The sequence below is a fragment of the Streptomyces sp. GB4-14 genome, from assembly GCF_022696125.1.
Taxonomy (GTDB): domain Bacteria; phylum Actinomycetota; class Actinomycetes; order Streptomycetales; family Streptomycetaceae; genus Streptomyces; species Streptomyces werraensis.
Map to the genome: position 1 here is coordinate 4663025 of NZ_RZHO01000002.1, position 17255 is coordinate 4680279.

The window sequence follows — 17255 nt, forward strand, 5'->3', positions numbered from 1 at the left end:
GCCCGGCCGGACCGGCTGTCGAAGATACGGGGCGCGGTGCCGGGCTGTCAGACCTTTTCCGGGTGTGTCCCGGGCTCGAGCGACGGGGGCGAGCCGGGCAGCGGGCGGCCCGCCGACTCGGCCATGCGCCAGACCGCGAACCCGCCGACCACGGCGGCCGCCATCATGTAGTAGGCGGGCATCATCACGTCGCCGGTCGCGCCGATCAGCGCGGTGACCACCAGCGGGGTCGTGCCGCCGAACAGGGACACCGAGACGTTGAAGCCGATCGACAGCGAGCCGTAGCGGACCCGGGTGGGGAACAGCGCGGGCAGCGCGGACGGCATCGCGGCCGTGAAGCAGACCAGCAGCAGGCCGAGCGCGCCCAGGCCGGCGGCGACCGCGAGCAGCCCGCCGTCGCGGATCAGCAGCAGCGCGGGAACGGACAGCACGAGGAAGCCCGCGCAGCCGGCCGCCATCACCGGGCGGCGGCCGACCCGGTCGGTCAGCGCGCCGACGAACGGCTGCACGGCCATCATCAGCACCATCACGCCGAGGACGACGACCAGGCCGTGCGTGGCGTCGTAGCCCAGCTCGCTGGTGAGGTAGCTCGGCATGTACGACAGCAGCATGTAATCGGTGACGTTGAAGACCAGCACCAGGCCCACGCACAGCAGCAGCGCGCGCCACTGGCCCGTGACCATCTCACGCAGCGGCACCTTGGGGCGCTCGGTCTCGGCCTTGGCGACCTCGGCCGCGAAGGCGGGGGTCTCCTCCAGCCGCATGCGCAGGTAGAGGCCGATGATGCCCATCGGGCCCGCGATCAGGAACGGGACGCGCCAGCCCCAGGAGAGCAGGTCGTCGGTGGACAGCAGGGCCGTCATCAGGGTGACCAGGCCCGCGCCGCCGATGTATCCGGCGAGCGTGCCGAACTCCAGCCAGCTGCCGAGGAAGCCGCGCCGTTTGTCGGGGGCGTACTCGGCGATGAAGGTGGAGGCGCCGGCGTACTCGCCGCCGGTGGAGAAGCCCTGCACCAGGCGGGCGGCCAGCAGCAGGATCGGGGCGCCCACGCCGATCGCGGCGTAGGACGGGATCAGGCCGATGGCGAAGGTGCCCGCGGCCATCATGATCATCGTGAGGGCGAGGATCTTCTGCCGGCCCACGCGGTCGCCGAGCGGGCCGAAGACCATGCCGCCGAGCGGGCGGACCAGGAAGGCCGCGGCGAAGGCGCCGAACGTGGACAGCAGCTGGGCGGTGGCGTTCCCCGTGGGGAAGAAGACCTTGCCGAGGGTGACGGCGATGTAGCTGTAGACACCGAAGTCGAACCATTCCATGGCGTTGCCGAGCGCGGCCGCCTTGACGGCGCGCCTGACCAGCGCGGGGTCGGTGACCGTCGGGGAACCGGCGGAGAGGTCGGGTGCCTGTGCCGCACCGGCCCGGGGAGAGCCGGCGGGACCGGGGGCGACGGAGTGATGGGCGACCTGAGCAGTCGACAAGACTTCGCTCGCCTGCCTTTCGTCGGGAACAGGGACGGGTCCGCGCGGCGGCACTGTCGGGCGGGCCGAAGCCAGCGACGATAGGCGGCGTTTCCCCCGTTACGTACGGTACGGAGATCGATGCATACTGCACGGAAATGTGCCGTGTGCAGGCACTCCTCCGCCCCGGCGATCTCCGCGGTGGGTGGCCGGTTGTGATCCTTCTCGCGTCGCCCCGAGGCAACCGCATCCCGTGCGGACTATCGTCATCCGGACAAAAGAGAGAGGGCCGTCAGGTGAAGCGGCGGTGTCCGGCGTCCTTGTCGAGGGGTGCGCGCCCTGCGGGCCGCGCACGGCACCACCCCCGCACGGGACGCGCGGGGCGACAACGGGGCGGGAGGCCGACGAGGCGTGGCGAATGCGGAACACAGTGGGCGAGCGGCCGAGGCGTTCGGCGCGACGGCCGTGGGCGGCACCCGGGCGCGGCTGCGGGCGGCGCGCCTCGGACTGTGGCTGCTCGCAGCCGTCCTCGCGGTGCGCCAGGTCGCCCTCGTCCTCACCACCCCGAGCGGTGAACGCCTGACCGACCTGGAGACCTGGGTGGGCCCCGACGGCGTGCTGCACGTCAGCGGCTCCCTCTACGACTCCACCGAGTTCACCGGCACACCGTTCGGCGGGCTGGTCCTCAAACCGCTCACCAGATCCGCCGAGCAGACCCTCGGCTGGGGCTGGACCTTCGGCACCCTGCTGCTGGTGGTGGCGCTGGCGCTGATCGCCGCCCGCGCGCTGCCGCAGCCCGTCGGCCGGCGCACCGCGCTGCTCGCCGCGCCCGTCGCGGTCAGCCTGCTCATGGTGTCCCTGCCGGTGCGCAACACCCTCTGGCTCGGCCAGACCAGCATCATCCCGGTGTTGCTCGTCCTGCTCGGCTGCTTCGTCGCCCGCGGACAGCGGGCCGGCGGCGTGCTCGTCGGCGTCGCGGCGGCCCTCCAGCCGACCCTGCTGCTCTTCGCGCCGCTGCTGTGGCTCACCGGCCGCCGCAAGGCCGCCACCGTGACCGCCGTCACCTTCGCCTCGGCCACCGCGCTCGCCTGGGCCGCGATGCCGCAGGACTCCGCCGCCTACTGGGTGCACCACCTGGCGGGCGTCGGGCTCGGCGGCCCCGCCGACGCCCTCGCCAACCAGTCCCTGCACGGCGCGCTGCTCCGCCTCGGCCTCGAGGGCCCGCTGGAGATCGCCCTCTTCCTGCTGCTGGGCGCCGCCGTCGTCACCCTCGGCCTCAGGCGCGCCGTCCACTACGCCCGCGACGGCCAGTTGCTCCTCGCCGTCGGCATCACCGGGTGCGCCGCCATAGCGGTGTCCCCGACCGCGTGGCAGCACCAGCTGCTGTGGGTGCTGCTCACCGTCGTCGGCCGGGTCGGCACGCGCGCCCGCGACCGTCTGGTGTGGCCCGTCGCCGTCGTGCTGGTGATGACGCTGCCGGCCAAGATGATGCTGCCGAACATGGCGTTCCTGCACCCGCTGCGGGACAACGTGGTGCTGCTCGCCGCGCTGGCCGCCGCCACCGCCGTGCCGTTCCTCGCCCGCACCTCGCCGTACTTCCGCGACCCGGTGCCCACGCCGTACGCCCCGCCCGTGCCGGCCCGGTTCGCGTTCGTGCCGCTGCTGCCGTTCCTGCGGCGGGTGCTGATCCGGCCCAACCTGCTGCTGGAACTGCTGCTCATCCGCGTCACCTACGCCGGGTACGCCAAGGTGCGCCTCGCCGCGACCGGCGGCAGCAACGAGGCGGGCCGCGCCCGCGCCGAGGAGCACGGCCGGCAGATCCTCGACCTGGAGCGCGTGCTCCACCTGGACATCGAGCACGCGGTCAACCACGCCGTGGTGAAGGTCGGCTGGCTGCGGAACTTCTTCGACTTCTACTACACGTCGTTCCACTTCGTCGTGCCGCTGACCGTGCTCGGCCTGCTCTACTGGCGCCGCCCCGTCCACTACCGCTGGGCGCGCTCCGCCCTCGGCTTCGCCACCCTGCTCGCCCTGGTCGGCTTCTGGCTGTACCCGCTGGCCCCGCCGCGCCTGATGCCGGACCTCGGCATCATCGACACGGTCCACGGCGTCCAGGACTTCTCCAAGCCCGACTACGGCACGCTCACCGCGCTCACCAACCAGTACGCGGCGATGCCCTCGCTGCACTTCGGCTGGTCGCTGTGGTGCGGCCTGGTGATCGCGGTCATCGCGCCCAGGGTGTGGATGAAGGCCCTCGGACTGCTGCACCCGCTGTTCACGGCCGCCGCGATCGTCGCCACCGGCAACCACTGGATCCTGGACGCGGCCGGCGGCGCGGTGGTCGTCGGCGGCGGGTTCGCCCTGACCTACCTGTTCCAGGGACCCCGGGCCCGCACGGTCACGGCGGCGGCCGAGGAGGACGGGGCGAAGGAGGTCAGCAGCGGGCCGCCGGTGCCGGAGAAGGACCGTACTCCGAGCTGATCCGGTACTCGCCGGGCGCGGGCACGGTGAGCCGGGTGAACTCGCCCGCGGCGGACAGGCAGCCGCCGCCGTCCACCCGCAGCCACGGCGAGTACGCGATCCGCACGGTCATCGTGCCGGGCCGCGCCGCCCGCAGCACCAGTTCCGCGCCGGAGGTCCGCACCACCGACCCCGGCGCGGACACCAGCGGCACCGCGTCCCGGACCCGGAACACCTCCCAGTGCGCGTCCCGCCAGACCGGCACCAGCCAGTCGGGCCGCCGCTCCCGCAGCAGCCGCGCCTCCTCCTCGGCGTACCCGTCGGGCTTGCCGTCGTGCAGCACCACGAACCCGACCGCCCACCGGTCCAGCCACGCCCGGTACGTCCGGGCGGAGAACGAGCCGTCGTAGAACAGCCGGGCCCGTTCCATGTCGAGCTGCCGGTTCCAGCCCCGCGCGAGGTGGACGTGCGGGGCGAGCGCCACCGCCTCCCGGTGGTTGCGGGCGGGCACCGCCTCCACCCGCGTCCGGTCGGCGCCGAGCGACTCCAGGGCGCGCACCACGCCGTCCGTCTGCGCCGCCCAGGCGGGGACGTCCGTGGACACCTTCAGGTCGTCGACGGTCTTCTTGACGGTCCACCCGGCGGAGAACACCAGCGCCGCCACGAGCAGGGCGCGGCGCACCGGCCGCAGCCGGGGCTGCGCGAGGAGGGCCACCAGCAGCGCGACAGGGGCGGCGTACTCGGCGAACCGCTCGACGTTCGTGCCGATGGGGGAGGGGATCAGATACACCAGCACGGTCCCGGCCGCGTAGACGGCGCCGCTCCACCGCGCGGCCCGCCAGGACGGCGGGGACAGCACGGCGACCGCGAGGCCGAGTGACGCGGGTATCCATATGCGGCCGGCGGGCATCAACTGCTCGCCCTGGAAGGGGAAGAGCACGCTGGTCGCGGCCACCACCAGAGCGGGCGGCAGGAGCAGGGCGACGGCGGGGCCCGGCCGCCGTACCAGGACGAGGCCCGCCCCGACGACGGCGAGGAACAGCCCCGCGACCGGGGACGCCATGGTGGCGAGCGCGGCGTAGGCGCCGGTGAGGGCGAGACGTTTCTGCTGGGCCGTGTGCTCCGTGAGGTACAGACATGCGGCCAGCCCGAGGGCGACCCCGAGGGCGAACGTGGTGCGCCCCGAGGCCACGTTGCCCCACAGGCCGAGCGCGGCGAGCAGCGCGGGCGCGAGCGGCCGGCGCGGCAGCACCCGCTCCACCAGCACCGCCGCGATCCAGGTGGCGGCCAGCCCGGACGCCACGGTGAGCGCTCGCACCCCGACGGCCGCCATCAGGTACGGCGATATCAGGCTGTAGTTGGCGGTGTGCATGCCGCCGTACCAGAACAGGTTGTACGCCGACGACCCGTGCCGCCCCGCGAACCCCGCCCACGCGTCCTGGGCGGCGAGGTCGCCGCCGCCGGTCGCCAGCACCGCCCACCACAGCGCGTACAGCGGCAGCACCGCCAGGGTGGCCAGGAGCGGTGTGCGACGACGTCGGCAGAACGAACGGAAGGGCTGGCTCCGCTCCGTGGCCGGATCAGGCCGCCGGAGCAGGGTGAGGTCGGCAGAGGGCACGATCATGAGGACGTCATACTCGGCCCCCGCGTTCACTCCTCAAGGGGGGTGCCGTCCGCCGTCGTTGACGGCACTTCGGCGACGCCGTGATCGACCTGGCCCGCTCCGGCCGGGAGGTACACGCCGCCGAGGCCGCCAACCCGCCCGAGCTGACCGAGGACTTCGGAGCGTGGCCGCGGGCGGTGGGGGAGATCTGAAGCCCCTAGGATCCGGAGCATGGCGCACGACATGGTGACCGGTGACTTCTCCCGCAGTTGGAGCGCGCTTCTCGCTGCCGTCGGCGAGGTCGCCGACGAGGACTTCGACCAGCCGTCCGGCTGCCGGGGCTGGCTGGTGCGGGATCTCGTCTGCCATCTCGTCATCGATGCGCAGGACGTGCTCATCACGCTCGTCACCCCGGCCGACTCCGCGCCCACGGCGGACGCGACGACGTACTGGGACCTCGTGGAGCCGCCCTCCGGCGACGACCCGCTGGACGCGCTGATCCCGCGTCTTGCCGCCGCGTACGGTGATCCCGCGCTGCTGAGGTTCCATCTGGACGACGTAGGTTCCGCGGCCGGGCGGGCCGCGGAACTGGCCGACCCCGCCGCCCTGGTGAGCACCAAGGACAAGGTGCTGACCGCCGGCGACTACCTACGCGCGTACGTCCTGGAGTGGACCCTGCACCACCTGGACCTCGTCGCCCGCCTGCCGTCCGCCCCGAGACCCCCGGTGCAGACGCTGGCGGCCGCCCGCACCGGGCTGGAGCGGATCGCGGGGGCGTCGTTCCCCGCGGAACTGTCCGACACCGACGCGCTGCTGGTCGGCACGGGCCGCCGTGCGCCCACCGCCGACGAGACCGCCGCGCTGGGCGGTCTCGCCGCGCGGCTGCCGCTGGTCCTGGGCTGAGACGGGCGAAGGCGGCGGCCCCGGGGATCAGGGGGCCGCCGCCTTCGGTATCAGGGTGACGCTCGCTCGTCAGTACCAGTTGTTGGCCTGCCAGAAGGACCAGGCGTCGCAGGCGCTGCCGTAGCGGTCCTTCATGTAGTCCAGGCCCCACTTGATCTGGGTGGCCGGGTTGGTCTTCCAGTCCGAGCCGGCCGAGGCCATCTTCGAGGCCGGGAGCGCCTGGACCAGGCCGTAGGCGCCGCTGGATGCGTTGGTGGCCTGCGGGTTCCAGCCGCTCTCGTGCGACACGATGTTCGAGAAGCACTGGAACTCGGCCGAGTTGCCGATCAGCTTCTTCGCGGTCGCCTGGGCCGAGGCGGCGGTGGGGGCCGCCGTGGTCGCGGCCTGGGCCGGCGCGGCGGCGATCAGCGTGCCGCACGTGGCGGCCGTCAGGGCGGCGCCGACAACGGCCTTCTTCGGGGTGGCGACGGAGCGGAGGAGGGAAACGGCGGACACAGGCGGCCTTTCGGTCGGATGCAGGGGAGTCGCTGCCTCACCGTGCGGCGGGGGCATACGTCGGCGCCGCGACCCGTGGGGTTCGTCGGCGCCCGGCGACCGCTCCACAGAAACAAATCCCCGGATCGCCCGCAAAGGTCCCTTTTACTACCGACCGTCGGAGGCGTTCGTAACCTTCTCTCCGTAAAGTCCGTTTTGGTGCGCGATGGCCTTGAGTGGGCGCGCGGCCGGTCTACGGCCCTCCTTCGTATGTGACGCCGGTCATGTGGGGTGCTTCACCACCTCGCCCACAGGGCGCGCACACGCCCTCACCGAGGGGCGTCGTCGAATGTGACCGGCGCCTCGAAGGCGGCCCTGCGTGTGGCGCGGCGCAGCGCCCGCAGCACCGTGGCGCCGACGGTCAGCGTCAGCACCACCGTGATCACGGCCCGCCCCAGATCCCAGCCGAGGGAGGTGGCCAGGCAGTACGCGACGAAGCGGGCCAGGTTGGCGGCCACCGGATCGGCGCCGTCGAAGGCGATGTTCGAGGCGAGCGAGGACATGAAGGTCCAGCCCGCCAGGTTCATCACCGTGCCGTAGGCGAAGGCGGCCAGGAAGCCGTAGACGGCGAGCATCCACACCTCCGGGCGGCCCCGCAGCCGGTCGGGGCCCGGCAGGAAGCCCGCTCCCATGGTGAACCAGCCCATCGCCAGCATCTGGAACGGCAGCCAGGGACCCACCCCGCCGGTGAGCAGCGCCGACGCGAACATCGTGACCGAGCCCAGGGCGAAGCCGAACCCCGGCCCGAGGACCCGGCCGCTGAGCACCATCAGGAAGAACATGGGCTCCAGACCGGCCGTGCCCGCGCCGACGGGGCGCAGGGCCGCGCCCGCCGCCGCGAGGACGCCGAGCATCGCCACCGCCTTCGCGCCCAGGTCCGACTCCGACAGGGCCGCCGCCACCACGGCCACCAGCAGGACGAGCAGCCCGGCGAAGAGCCACGGCGCGTCGCCCTCGTGCGCGTTCACCGCCGAATCGGGCGGGGCGAGGAACGGCCAGCCGAAGCCGGCCACGCCCACCGCGCTCACCAGCGCCAGCGCCAGCCAGGTGCGGGGGCCGAGACGCAGGGCGCGGGCCTGGCGGTCCACGGGCGGTGCGGGGGAGGCCGGCGCGCTCATCGCTCCAGCGCCTCCTTCACCTGGGCGACCGTGAGCCAGGGCTGCGGCGCCAGGATCTTCGCCACCTGCGGCGCGAACGCCGGGGACGCCACGACCACCTCCGCCGACGGGCCGTCCGCGATCACCTCGCCCTCGGCGAGCAGCACCACCCGGTGCGCCAGCTCCGCCGCCAGTTCCACGTCGTGCGTGGCGAGGACGATGGCGTGGCCCTCGGCGGCCAGCCGGCGCAGAATCGCCGTCAGCCGTGCCTTCGCCGCGTAGTCCAGGCCGCGCGTCGGCTCGTCGAGCAGCAGCAGGGGCGGCCGGGCCGTGAGCACCACCGCGAGGGCGAGCGTGAGCCGCTGCCCCTCGGACAGGTCGCGGGGGTGCATGTCGTCCGCCACCGACGGCAGCAGCTCGGCGAGCAGCGCACGGCAGGTGCCGGGCTCCGCCTCCGCGTCCCGGTCGGCGGCCGCGCACTCCGCCGCCACCGTGTCCGCGTACAGCAGGTCACGCGGCTCCTGCGGGACCAGGCCGACCCTGCGGACCAGGTCGCGGGGGCGGGTGCGGTGCGGGACCGCGCCGCCGGTGCGGACCGACCCGGACGACGGGGCGACCAGCCCCACCAGCGCGCCGAGCAGCGTCGACTTGCCGGCGCCGTTACGGCCCATGAGCGCGACCGTCTCACCGGGCGACACCGTGAGGTCCACCCGGGTCAGCGCCTGCACCCGGTCCCGGCGGACCGCGAGGGACCGCACCTCGGCCACCGGCCCGGGAGCGCCGTCGGTCTGCTTCCTCGCCCGTCCGAGGAGACGCTTCGCCGGGGGAGCCGTCCGGGGAGCGGCGGTGTCCCGCCCGGGTCCCCTGCCCTCCAGGCGGTCCCGCAGCGGGGCCGCCCTGCGGCGGGCGTCGCGGACCGTCAGGGGCAGCGGGGACCAGCCGGCCAGGCGGCCCAGCTCGACCACCGGTGGGCACACCGGTGACACCGCCATGACCTCCGCCGGGGCGCCCGTCCAGGGCCGCTCGCCGGGGCCCGGCATCAGCACGACCTGATCGGCGTACTGCACGACCCGCTCCAGACGGTGCTCGGCCATCAGGACCGTGGTGCCCAGGTCGTGCACCAGGCGCTGGAGGACCGCGAGGACCTCCTCGGCGGCCGCCGGGTCCAGGGCGGACGTCGGCTCGTCCAGGACCAGCACCTTCGGGTGCGGGGTGAGGACCGAGCCGATGGCCACCCGCTGCCGCTGGCCGCCGGACAGCGTGGAGATGTGCCGGTCCCGCAGGTCGGCCAGGCCCAGCAGGTCGAGGGTCTCCTCGACGCGGCGGCGCATCACGTCCGGGGGCAGGCCCAGCGACTCCATGCCGTAGGCGAGTTCGTCCTCCACGGTGTCCGTCACGAAGTGGGACAGCGGGTCCTGGCCCACCGTGCCCACCACGTCGGCGAGTTCGCGCGGCTTGTGGGTGCGGGTGTCGCGGCCGGCGACCGTCACCCGGCCGTGCAGGGTGCCGCCGGTGAAGTGCGGCACCAGTCCGCCGACCGCGCCCAGCACCGTCGACTTGCCGACGCCGGACGGGCCGACCAGCAGCACCAGTTCGCCCTCGGGCACCTCCAGGTCGACGTCCCGCACGGCGGGCCGCGCCGCGCCGTCGTAGGTCACCGACACGTTCTCGAAGCGGATCACGTCGTCGGCTCCTTGCGGGGGTCGCGGGCCGCCTCGGGGGCGGGGGTGACGAAGGCGGGCAGCAGTCCGAGCAGCACGGCCGCCGCCGGCCACAGGGGCAGGGTGGGCGGCTCCAGCGGGACCACACCGGGCCTGAGCGCCCCGGGGTCCAGCGAGCCGGCCAGGATCAGGAGGGCCGCCACGGCGGCGCCGGACGCGGAGACCAGCCAGGCGCGGGCGTCCCACGGGTCCGGACGGTAGCGGGTGCGCAGGGTGCGCCGCCCGCCGAGCCGGAGGCCCGCGAGCGCCGACGCCAGACCCGCCAGCAGCACGGGCAGCCCGTAACTGCCGCCCGCGGCGGTGAGCAGCCCGTACGTCCCCGCGCACACGCCCAGCAGACCGCCGAGCGTGAGGGCGGCGGTGGTGCGCCGCACGGCGGGCGGCACCTCGGCGGTACGGCCGTACCCGCGCGCGTCCATCGCGGCGGCCAGGGACACCGACCGCTCCAGCGCGCCCTCGAGGACCGGCAGGCCCACCTGCACCAGACCGCGCACGCCCTTGTCGGGGCGGCCCCGCAGCCGGCGGGCCGCCCGCAGCCGCCGTACGTCGGCGATCAGGTTCGGCGCGAAGGTCAGCGCCACCACCACGGCCACGCCCAGCTCGTACAGGGCGCCGGGCAGCGACTTCAGCAGGCGGGACGGGCTGGCCAGGGCGTTCGCGGCGCCCACGCAGATCAGCAGCGCGGCCAGGCGCAGCGCGTCGTAGAGGGCGAAGGTGAGGCCCTCCGCGGTGACCCGGCCGCCCAGGCGGATGCCCTGCGCCCAGTCGGGCAGCGGCACCTCGGGCAGCGTGAACAGGGTGTGGGTGCCGGGGATCGGCGAGCCCAGGACGACCGCGAAGGCGAGCCGCAGCAGCAGCACGGCGGCGGCGAGCTTGACGAAGGCGCCGTAGGAGCGGGCCCACGGCGTGTGCGGGCGGCGGACGGCCACGACGTATCCGGAGACGGTGATCAGCAGGGCGAGCAGGAGCGGATTGGTGGTGCGGGTGGCCGCGGTGCCCAGCGCCAGGGCCCACAGCCACCACGCGCCGGGGTGCAGCGCGCGGCGCGAGCGCGGGACGGGGACGCCGGCGGGCGGCGTCCCCCGCTCCGGGCGCGGCCGGGCGAGACCCGGACGCCCGGAGCCGCGTGCCTCACGCACGGCGACGGACCTGCCAGACGGCGGCGGCGCCCAGCACGGCCACCACCGCCGCGCCCGCGATCAGCCCCACGGAGGGACCGGAGCCGCCGTCGTCCTGCGGGGAGGCCTCTTCGGCGGTCCCGGTGGTCTCGGCGCTCTCCGCGGGCGACGACTCCTTCCCGCCCGTGGCGACCTGCTCGCCGCAGCCCTTCGCCGGATAGCCGGCGATCGCGCACAGCAGCGCGTTGCTGTCGTAGCGCAGCGGCTCGGCGACCGAGGCCAGTGCCTCCGCCGTCGTGGCGTCCTCCGCCACCTGCGCGCAGGCCGTGCGGCCGGCCGGCGGCTTCTCCCCGGACGGGGCGTCGGCGGGCGTGCCGAAGTCGATCACCAGCGCCACCCGCTTGGTGCCGTCCTTCGCGGGCGTCCTCGCGCAGATCGTGTCGAAGCCGGCGGCGCCGCGCGGCTTCGCCGCGTCGCCCGAGTCCTCGCTGACCGAGAAGCGGAAGCCCTGGACGTCGCCGTCCGCGGGACGCGCCAGCGACGGGCCCACGGTGGCGTACGTCCACGCCGAGCCGTCCCGCTCCCAGAAGGACCAGTAGCGGTACCCGGCTGCGTGGGCCTGGCCGGCGCCCGCCGACAGCGGCAGGAGCGCGGCCAGGAACAGCACGGCGAAGCGGCGGATCACGGCTGCTGCCTCTTGGTGCGGTTGCTGATCAGGAAACCGATGCCGATGCCCGCGACCAGGCAGACGCCGACGAACCACCACACGCCGAACGGGGAGTCCGAGTCTTTCTCGTCCTCGGCCTCGTCCCCCGCCTTCGTGGTCTTCCCGGGTGCGTCGGGGCCGGCGGCCTGGAGCTGCTTCACCAGGTCCGTGCCGCCGAAGTCGCGCGGGTCCGCGCCGGTCGCGTGCGCGGCGAGGATCAGCTGCGCGTAGGCGGCGGGCCCGCTCTGCGCTGCCCAGCCGGCGGCGTTCTCCTCCAGCCAGGCGTACGACTTCTCCGCCTGCGCCGTCTCCCCCTGGGCGGCGAGGGCGACCACCGCGTCGGCGGTGTTGCCGACGTCGGGCTGGTCCTCGGCGCCGGGCGTCGCGGCGAGCAGATACCCCTTGGCGGCGAGCGCGCCGGCCAGGTGCGCGGCGCCGTTCGCGGCGGCCTGCTCAGGGGTGGCCGCCTTCACGCAGGAGCCGGCGGCGCCGTCGCCCTTGCCGGGCTCGACCAGCAGACCCCGGCCGAGCGCGCCGAGCACGCCCGCCGCCGTCGCGTCCGCGTTGGCGGTCAGCGAGCCGTCCTTCTCCGGCTGGTACGCGAACGCGCCCGCGCCCTTGCCGGTGCAGGGCAGCTCCAGGCCGAGCAGCGCGTCGTAGGGGGACCTGCCGCCCTTCCTCACCTCGCCCGGCTTCTCGCCGGCGGCGGCGAGCGCGCCGACGACGACGGAGGTGGAGTTGGTGTCGCTGGGGCTGCCCGCGGTGTAGCCCCAGCCGCCGTCCTTGTTCTGCACGGACTTCAGCCAGCCGACGGCCTTGTCCGTGACCGCGTCGTGGCCGCCGAGCGCGGCGAGCGCCTGCACGGCGGCGGCGGTCTGGTTGGTGTCGACCATGGTCTTCGCGTCACAGGCGGCGGACGGGTCGGCGCGGAACGGCGCGAAGGAGCCGTCGGCGCACTGCTGGCCGGTCAGCCAGCCGACGGCGGCCTTCGGCGGCTCGACGCCCGCGGCGTGCTGGGCGAGCAGGGCGAGCGACTGGCGCCACACCCCGTCGTACTGCGGGTCGGTGTCGCCGTACAGCGCGGACGGCAGCGCCTGCGGGGTCGGCGACGGGGACGAGTCGGCTGCGGCCGGTGCGGCGGCGCCGAGGACGGCGACGGCGGCCAGCACCGCTGCGCTGCGGCGGACGTTCATGACGGGCGGGTGCCTCTCCCTGCAGAGGGCCGGGCAGCGCGGGACACCCCGGCGGCTCGGCTCCGTAAACCTCGACGGTGCCCGTGCGCCGGCGGGACGCCGGGCACGTGAGCCGGTCACGATCCGTGCGGGGCATTCCGGCTCACCGTCTCCACGACGGCTCACGGTTGCGGGTCAGCGCCGGATTCGCACCGGCTTCCCCCCGTACGGGTGTGAAACGACGCGGCCACTCTACCCGCCCGTAGAACGGGTGTCCGGGGCGGCCGCGGGCGTGAGGAGAGGCGCACAGGCGCGAGGTGACGGGGGTCACGGCACCCGCGGCGCAGCGGTCAGGTCGATCAGCCGGCACACCGTTTCGATGTCCACGGCCACCTGCTCGATGGAGGCCCGCCCCGACAGCCAGGTGATCAGCGTCGAGTGCCAGGTGTGCCCGATCACCCGCACCGCCGACAACTGCTCGGGCGTCGGGTCGGTCAGGTCCGTCGCGTCCAGGACGATCGCCGTCGTCCGCCGGAAGACCTGCTCCACCTCCGCGCTCACACTGCGGTCCGCGAACGTCAGCGCCCGCACCATCGCGTCCGCCAGCAGCGGGTCCCGCTGCAGCGCGCGGAACGCGCGCATCAGCGTCCCGGCGGCCCGCTCCGCCGCCGTCTCGCCGGCCGGGGGCTTCTTGCGCAGCGTCGCGTGCAGATGCTCCAGCTGGTCCTGCATCGTCGCCACCAGCAGATGGATCTTCGACGGGAAGTAGCGGTACAGCGTGCCCAGCGCCACCTGCGAGGACTCCGCGACCTCACGCATCTGCACCGCGTCGAAACCGCCCCTCGAGGCCAGCCGCGCGCACGCCTCGAGAATGCGCCGGCGCCGCGCCTCCTGCCGCTCCGTGAGCGGGGAGGCCGGCTCGGCGCGCCCGGCGTCCGGCGCCGCCTTGGTCCTGTGGGCATCCGCGGGCATGGGTCCCGTCCGTGACAGTCGGTGAGGATCGATGATCGGACAGCATGGCACGGCGTCCGCCGTGGCGTGAATCACCTGATCCACCGCTGCCGGCGTTCTTACCTGCCGGTAGATTCGGATCCTCCGAACGATCAACTCTGAAACTTGTTCTAGATCGGCGTCCCGTCGTACTGTCGCGGGACAGTGCAGGCAGAAGGGGGTCCCAGAGTGACCGCTGAGGCCAGTCAGGCCGGGCCCTCGGCAGGCCCCGCATCCGACGGCTCGCGACCGCTCCGCATCGCGCTCCTCACCTACAAGGGAAACCCGTTCTGCGGCGGCCAGGGCGTCTACGTGCGCCATCTCTCCCGTGAACTGGCCCGGCTGGGGCACCGCGTCGAGGTCATCGGCGCCCAGCCCTACCCGGTGCTCGACGAGGGGTACGACGGGCTGAGCCTCACCGAGCTGCCCAGCCTCGACCTCTACCGGCAGCCGGACCCCTTCCGCACCCCGAAGCGCGACGAGTTCCGCGACTGGGTCGACGCCCTCGAGGTCGGCACCATGTGGACCGGCGGCTTCCCCGAGCCGCTGACCTTCTCGCTGCGCGCCCGCCGCCATCTGCGTGCCCGCCGCGGCGACTTCGACGTCGTCCACGACAACCAGACCCTCGGCTACGGCCTGCTCGGCGACCTCGGCGCGCCCCTGGTGACCACCGTCCACCACCCCATCACCGTCGACCGCCGCCTCGAACTGGACGCCGCCGAGGACTGGAAGCGCCGGATGTCGGTGCGCCGCTGGTACGCGTTCACCCGCATGCAGAAGCGCGTCGCGCGCCGGCTGCCGTCCGTGCTCACCGTCTCCGGCAGCTCCCGCGCCGAGATCGTCGAGGACCTCGGCGTCCGGCCCGACCGCATCCACGTCGTCCACATCGGCGCCGACACCGACCTGTTCTCCCCGGACCCGTCCGTCGCGGTCGTCCCGGGCCGGATCGTCACCACCTCCAGCGCCGACGTGCCGCTGAAGGGCCTGGTCTTCCTCGTCGAGGCGCTCGCCAAGGTGCGCGCCGAACAGCCCGACGCCCACCTCGTCGTGGTCGGCAAGCGCCCCACCGAGGGCCCCGTCGCCCAGGCGATGGAGCGCTACGGCCTCGAGGGCGCCGTCGAGTTCGTCAAGGGAATCTCCGACGCCGAACTCGTCGACCTGGTGCGCTCCGCGCAGGTCGCCTGCGTGCCGTCGCTCTACGAGGGCTTCTCCCTCCCGGCCGCCGAGGCCATGGCCACCGGCACCCCGCTGGTCGCCACCACCGGCGGCGCCATCCCCGAGGTCGCCGGACGCGACGGGGAGACCTGTCTGGCCGTGCCGCCCGGCGACGCGGGCGCCCTGGCCGCCGCGCTCACCCGGCTCCTCGGCGACGGCGAACTGCGTGCCCGCCTCGGCGCCGCCGGACGCGACCGCGTGCTGGCCAACTTCACCTGGGCGCGCGCCGCCGAGGGCACCGTCGCCCGCTACCGCGAGGCCATCGAGACCGCCCGCGCCGGCCGGGACACGGCCGTCCGTGCGCCGGGCCCGGCCCCGCGGGACCCGGCGCACGCGGACCTCGACCTCGTCCCCGACGCTCTCGCGGACACGGGCGGCGTACCCGTGCCCGCGGCCGACACCTCCGACCGTGAAAGCAGGGCCACGTGCTGACCGTCGACTTCTCCCGGTTCCCGCTCGCCCCGGGCGACCGCGTCCTGGATCTCGGCTGCGGCGCCGGACGGCACGCCTTCGAGTGCTACCGGCGCGGCGCCCAGGTCGTCGCACTGGACCGGAACGCCGAGGAGATCCGCGAGGTCGCCAAGTGGTTCGCGGCGATGAAGGAGGCCGGTGAGGCGCCCGCCGGGGCCACCGCCACGGCCATGGAGGGCGACGCCCTCGCCCTGCCCTTCCCCGACGAGTCCTTCGACGTCGTCATCATCTCCGAGGTGATGGAGCACATCCCCGACGACAAGGGCGTGCTCGCCGAGATGGTGCGCGTCCTCAAGCCGGGCGGCCGCATCGCCGTCACCGTCCCGCGCTACGGCCCGGAGAAGGTCTGCTGGACCCTGTCCGACGCCTACCACGAGGTCGAGGGCGGCCACATCCGCATCTACAAGGCGGACGAACTCCTCGCCAAGATCCGCGAGGCCGGCCTGCGCCCCTACGGCACCCACCACGCCCACGCCCTGCACTCGCCGTACTGGTGGCTGAAGTGCGCGTTCGGCGTCGACAACGACAAGGCGCTGCCGGTACGCGCCTACCACAAGCTGCTGGTCTGGGACATCATGAAGAAGCCGCTGGCCACCCGGGTCGCCGAGCGGGCCCTGAACCCGGTGATCGGCAAGAGCTTCGTGGCCTACGCGACCAAGCCGCACCTGCCGCGCGCCGAGGCGGACGCCACGTGACGACCTCCCGGTCGGCCGGCGACCCCCGCACCCCCAGCGCCGAACACCTCGTCCTCACGGGCGTGCTGACGCCCGAGGAGGCGGCGCAGACCGTCGCCGGCATCCTCGCGGTGCAGCGGGAGGACGGCGCCATCCCGTGGTTCCGCGGTCACCACCTCGACCCGTGGGATCACGTCGAGGCCGCGATGGCGCTGGACACGGCGGGCGAGCACGAGGCGGCCGAGCGGGCCTACCTGTGGCTGGCCCGGCACCAGCTCGACGACGGCTCCTGGTACGCGGCCTACGCCGACGGGGACCCGGACGACGTCACCGACCGGGGCCGGGAGACCAACTTCGTCGCCTACATCGCCGTCGGCGTGTGGCACCACTACCTCGCCACCGGCGACGACACGTTCCTGGACCGCATGTGGCCCACCGTGTGCGCGGCCGTGGAGTTCGTGCTGAGGCTCCAGCAGCCCGGCGGGCAGATCGGCTGGCGGCGCGACGACGACGGCACGCCCGCCACGGACGCGCTCCTCACCGGCTCCTCCTCCGTCCACCACGCCCTGCGCTGCGCCCTCGCCATCGCCGAGCAGCGCGAGGAGCCCCAGCCCGACTGGGAGCTGGCCGTGGGTGCGCTGCGGCACGCCATCCGGCGCCATCCGGAGCGGTTCCTGGACAAGGACCGCTACTCCATGGACTGGTACTACCCGGTGCTCGGCGGCGCGCTGACCGGCGCCGAGGCGCGGGAGCGCATCGACGAGGGCTGGGAGCGGTTCGTCGTGCCCGGCCTCGGGGTGCGCTGCGTGGTGCCCAACCCCTGGGTGACGGGCGGCGAGTCGGCCGAACTCGCCCTGGCGCTCTGGGCGACGGGCGAGTCCGACCGCGCGCTGGAGGTGCTCCAGTCGATCCAGCACCTGCGCGATCCGGAGAGCGGCCTGTACTGGACGGGCTACGTCTTCGACGACGACGCCATATGGCCGCGCGAGCTGACCACCTGGACGGCGGGGTCGCTGCTGCTGGCCGTCGCCGCCCTCGGCGGTCACGAGCCGACCTGCGCGGTCTTCGGCGGCGAGCAGCTGCCGAAGGGCATGGACCCGGACTGCTGCCCGGACGCCTGAGCCGCCCGGCCCGGGT

14 protein-coding genes and 1 riboswitch are annotated in these 17255 nt (G+C 74.3%); of the genes, 5 read left to right on the plus strand and 9 right to left on the minus strand.

The genetic code is table 11. The features are described 5' to 3' along the window. Positions 1 to 47 precede the first annotated feature (47 nt). Positions 48 to 1475, minus strand: a complete 1428-nt coding sequence (locus tag ELQ39_RS22575) for an MFS transporter (RefSeq protein WP_337663022.1) — start codon at positions 1473 to 1475, stop codon at positions 48 to 50. Between the two features lie 390 nt (positions 1476 to 1865). Here ELQ39_RS22575 and ELQ39_RS22580 point away from each other — a divergent pair, with 390 nt between their 5' ends. Next, positions 1866 to 3935 (plus strand): bifunctional glycosyltransferase 87/phosphatase PAP2 family protein, encoded by a 2070-nt coding sequence (locus ELQ39_RS22580; RefSeq protein ID WP_242593646.1) that lies wholly within the window; start codon positions 1866 to 1868, stop codon positions 3933 to 3935. Here ELQ39_RS22580 and ELQ39_RS22585 read toward each other — a convergent pair. Then, the gene (locus ELQ39_RS22585) at positions 3889 to 5538 is read right to left on the minus strand and encodes a hypothetical protein (protein WP_242593648.1); all 1650 of its coding nucleotides are present in this window, start codon (positions 5536 to 5538) and stop codon (positions 3889 to 3891) included. The genes ELQ39_RS22580 and ELQ39_RS22585 overlap by 47 nt on opposite strands. 210 nt (positions 5539 to 5748) lie before the next feature. Between ELQ39_RS22585 and ELQ39_RS22590 the strand changes: the two genes are divergently transcribed. Further along, the gene (locus tag ELQ39_RS22590; RefSeq protein WP_242593650.1) at positions 5749 to 6420 is read left to right on the plus strand and encodes a maleylpyruvate isomerase N-terminal domain-containing protein; all 672 of its coding nucleotides are present in this window, start codon (positions 5749 to 5751) and stop codon (positions 6418 to 6420) included. Between the two features lie 69 nt (positions 6421 to 6489). Here ELQ39_RS22590 and ELQ39_RS22595 read toward each other — a convergent pair whose 3' ends face one another. From ELQ39_RS22595 to ELQ39_RS22625, 7 genes are all read right to left on the minus strand, one after another. Continuing rightward, a complete protein-coding gene (locus ELQ39_RS22595) occupies positions 6490 to 6915 on the minus strand; it encodes a transglycosylase SLT domain-containing protein (protein WP_190000405.1) in 426 nt (141 codons plus the stop codon). A 308-nt stretch (positions 6916 to 7223) separates the two neighbouring features. Next, entirely contained in the window at positions 7224 to 8072 is an 849-nt protein-coding gene (locus tag ELQ39_RS22600) for an ECF transporter S component (protein WP_225627559.1), read from the minus strand. Continuing rightward, positions 8069 to 9733, minus strand: coding sequence for an ABC transporter ATP-binding protein (locus ELQ39_RS22605; RefSeq protein ID WP_242593652.1), 1665 nt, complete (start codon positions 9731 to 9733; stop codon positions 8069 to 8071). Before ELQ39_RS22605 ends, ELQ39_RS22600 begins: the two co-directional genes overlap by 4 nt. Further along, the gene (locus tag ELQ39_RS22610; protein WP_391664844.1) at positions 9730 to 10911 is read right to left on the minus strand and encodes an energy-coupling factor transporter transmembrane component T; all 1182 of its coding nucleotides are present in this window, start codon (positions 10909 to 10911) and stop codon (positions 9730 to 9732) included. Before ELQ39_RS22610 ends, ELQ39_RS22605 begins: the two co-directional genes overlap by 4 nt. Then, entirely contained in the window at positions 10904 to 11575 is a 672-nt protein-coding gene (locus ELQ39_RS22615) for an SCO2322 family protein (protein WP_242593654.1), read from the minus strand. The genes ELQ39_RS22610 and ELQ39_RS22615 overlap by 8 nt, the downstream gene beginning before the upstream one ends. Continuing rightward, positions 11572 to 12789: a prenyltransferase/squalene oxidase repeat-containing protein gene (locus tag ELQ39_RS22620; RefSeq protein ID WP_242593656.1), complete on the minus strand. Its 1218-nt coding sequence runs from the start codon at positions 12787 to 12789 to the stop codon at positions 11572 to 11574. Before ELQ39_RS22620 ends, ELQ39_RS22615 begins: the two co-directional genes overlap by 4 nt. Before the next feature lie 130 nt (positions 12790 to 12919). Further along, positions 12920 to 12991, minus strand: a riboswitch (cobalamin riboswitch). A 104-nt stretch (positions 12992 to 13095) separates the two neighbouring features. Continuing rightward, complete coding sequence (locus tag ELQ39_RS22625) at positions 13096 to 13740, minus strand: TetR family transcriptional regulator (protein WP_190000399.1); 645 nt, start codon at positions 13738 to 13740, stop codon at positions 13096 to 13098. Between the two features lie 207 nt (positions 13741 to 13947). On the opposite strand from ELQ39_RS22625, the gene ELQ39_RS22630 reads away from it, so the two are divergent. The 3 genes from ELQ39_RS22630 to ELQ39_RS22640 are packed head-to-tail and all read left to right on the plus strand — an operon-like array spanning position 13948 to position 17239. After that, on the plus strand, positions 13948 to 15405 hold the full coding sequence (locus ELQ39_RS22630) for a glycosyltransferase family 4 protein (RefSeq protein WP_190000398.1): 1458 nt from the start codon (positions 13948 to 13950) through the stop codon (positions 15403 to 15405). Next, the gene (locus tag ELQ39_RS22635; RefSeq protein ID WP_190000397.1) at positions 15399 to 16139 is read left to right on the plus strand and encodes a class I SAM-dependent methyltransferase; all 741 of its coding nucleotides are present in this window, start codon (positions 15399 to 15401) and stop codon (positions 16137 to 16139) included. The genes ELQ39_RS22630 and ELQ39_RS22635 overlap by 7 nt, the downstream gene beginning before the upstream one ends. Further along, on the plus strand, positions 16136 to 17239 hold the full coding sequence (locus ELQ39_RS22640) for a prenyltransferase (protein ID WP_242593658.1): 1104 nt from the start codon (positions 16136 to 16138) through the stop codon (positions 17237 to 17239). The genes ELQ39_RS22635 and ELQ39_RS22640 overlap by 4 nt, the downstream gene beginning before the upstream one ends. The last annotated feature ends 16 nt before the right edge of the window (positions 17240 to 17255 follow it).